The sequence below is a fragment of the bacterium genome (genome assembly GCA_029210965.1).
GTDB lineage: Bacteria > BMS3Abin14 > BMS3Abin14 > BMS3Abin14 > BMS3Abin14 > JALHUC01.
In genome coordinates, this window is sequence record JARGFZ010000089.1 from 1 (window position 1) to 2291 (window position 2291).

The following is a 2291-nucleotide window of genomic DNA, read 5'->3' on the forward strand; positions in this document are numbered from 1 at the left end:
CGTCCACTGCTACATATATTGATGCAGTGTTCGCTTCCAGTATGTCTGCATTGATGGCGACAGTCCCCTTAACGAACGAGCCGTTAAGCGGAGATGTCACATTGACCACCGGGAGGGTATTGTCCACAAGGACGGAAATGTTGTCAAAACCGGTATTGTTGGCAAGGTCCACAGCTTCGGCAGAGATGGTATAGGTACCGTCCGGATAATCAGAGGTATTGAACCTGACATTATGGGTTTCATAGGCTACAAAACATCTTTTTCTTGAAAAACCACAATTAACACCATTTAAACACACCAAAAACTATATCTTGTTTATAGTCTATATATAGACTACATGGCTAAGTCGAGAATCAAACGTGGAAATCAAGTTTATGTCTATGAACGCGAGAACTATAGAGACGAAAATGGCAAAGTGAAACACAGAAATACTCGTTATTTAGGAATTGAAGTAATTGAAAATGGCGAACTAAAAATAATTCCTCCAAAAAAGCGTATAAAAAACTTTGAAATTACAAAATCAGTAAGATATGGAGACATTTCAATCCTTTATCATCTTTTTCAAGAATACAAAATTATAGAGCTATTAGATGGATTAATTCCACGAAGAGGGCTCGCCGTTGGAGAAGTTTTTACATCACTTGCAATTAACCATGTAATCGACAGAGAAACACTCAACATGTTTTCTAAATGGTATCAAGACACGGCATTAGATGATTTTACAAAAATTCCTGCGAAAAAGATGAACTCGACAAATCTTAGTGCAGTTATGACCACTTTTAAAAAAATTGGCTCAGAAGGCATAGTGGATGTATGCATTGAAATCTTCGATAAAATAAAACATCTCGAAACAGGGCAGACAGCATTGCTTTATGACATAACCTCAACTTATTTCTATGCAACAAGATTGCCAAAGGCACGACTTGGGTACAGCCGAGATGACAACAGCCAGCCTCAAATAAACATTTCACTGATTGCAACAAAAAATAAAGGGTTACCAATCCTTTTCAGAACTTATGAAGGAAATATAACAGATGTAAAAACGATCCAACAACTTATTCTCGATGTTAAAAGACTGAAATTCGAAATTGATGCAATAATCCTGGATAGGGGGATGACATCAAGGAAGAATTTGATAGACCTCGCTGGAAGCCACATCAAAATAATTGGAGGCATCCCATTAACGTCCAATGAAGCAAAAGAACTTGTCGAATGCGAAATTTCTGAAGAGAACGAATTATTACGTCCATTGGGGTTAGTTTATTACGAAGAGATCCATGCACCGTTATTTGGGATTCCTGGAAGGGCTATTATCTGTTTTAATCATGGAGATCTCGAGAGAGAACGCTCTACCCGATTAAAAAAGATAGCGTTTGCCGAAAAGGGGATTGACAATTTATTAAATTCAAAAGAATGTAATAAAAGCTCAGATTGTCTGGAGAAAGAGATAAAGGCAATTATCCGTGGGGTTTCAGGTTATTTCATCGTAAAAAATGAAGATGGTGAAGTTACTGTCACTCCAGATGCAGACAAACGAAAAAAAGCCAAGCTTCGCGATGGTAAATGTTTGATTTTTACTAATGATTTTGAAAAAAGTGCAACTGAGATTATCTCGCTGTATTTCGAAAAAGATGTGATCGAAAAGATTTTTAATTGTTTTAAAAATTGGTTAGACTTACAACCTGTCAGGCATTTTGAGGAAGGAGCGGTTGAGGCTTATGTTTTCATTTGTTATCTTGCATATCTGGTCTTGGCGTTGTATAAACACCATCTAGGCATTACTGGCTGGGAAGGAGTGCAAGATAGTCTGGATGAGATGGGAAGGATTAGAAAAACAACCATTGATTTTGGAGCAGAGCAGATTGAAAAAATTAGTGTTCTCACAAAAGAGCAGAAAGAGATTATTGAAAAGTTGGGGTTTGAAAAGTTGGGGTTTGAAAAGTTGGGTGGTTTAAAGTTGTAGCCTATAAAAGCCTGAACGTCAGGTTAAAACCTTTTAATCCCAACCCACCACCGCCTAAAATCACATATCTTAAATACCTAAAAATTTCTACAGCAACCCACATGTCTGAATACCACATCCGTATCCAGGACCTTCAACCCCAGGACCGCCCCCGCGAGCGCCTCCTGAAGAATGGCCCTGCCGCGCTCTCGGACTCAGAACTGCTGGCCATCGTCATGCGTACCGGGACCAGGGGCGAGAACGTCCTGAACCTGTGCAGCCGCATACTCTCAACCTACAACATACAGCAGCTCAGCCGCGCCTCCCCAACCAAACTGCAGGAGATACG

3 protein-coding genes are annotated in these 2291 nt (G+C 39.6%); 2 read left to right on the plus strand and 1 reads right to left on the minus strand.

Going from position 1 to position 2291, the window contains the following annotated elements:
- Positions 1-298, minus strand: a 298-nt coding sequence (locus P1S59_14355; protein MDF1527409.1) for an Ig-like domain-containing protein, incomplete at its 3' end; no start/stop codon positions are given.
- 117 nt (positions 299-415) lie between these two features.
- On the opposite strand from P1S59_14355, the gene P1S59_14360 reads away from it, so the two are divergent.
- Both P1S59_14360 and P1S59_14365 read left to right on the plus strand, forming a co-directional pair.
- Positions 416-1963, plus strand: coding sequence for an IS1634 family transposase (locus P1S59_14360; protein ID MDF1527410.1), 1548 nt, complete (start codon positions 416-418; stop codon positions 1961-1963).
- Positions 1964-2064: 101 nt separating this feature from the next.
- Positions 2065-2291, plus strand: a 227-nt coding sequence (locus P1S59_14365) for a hypothetical protein (GenBank protein ID MDF1527411.1), incomplete at its 3' end; no start/stop codon positions are given.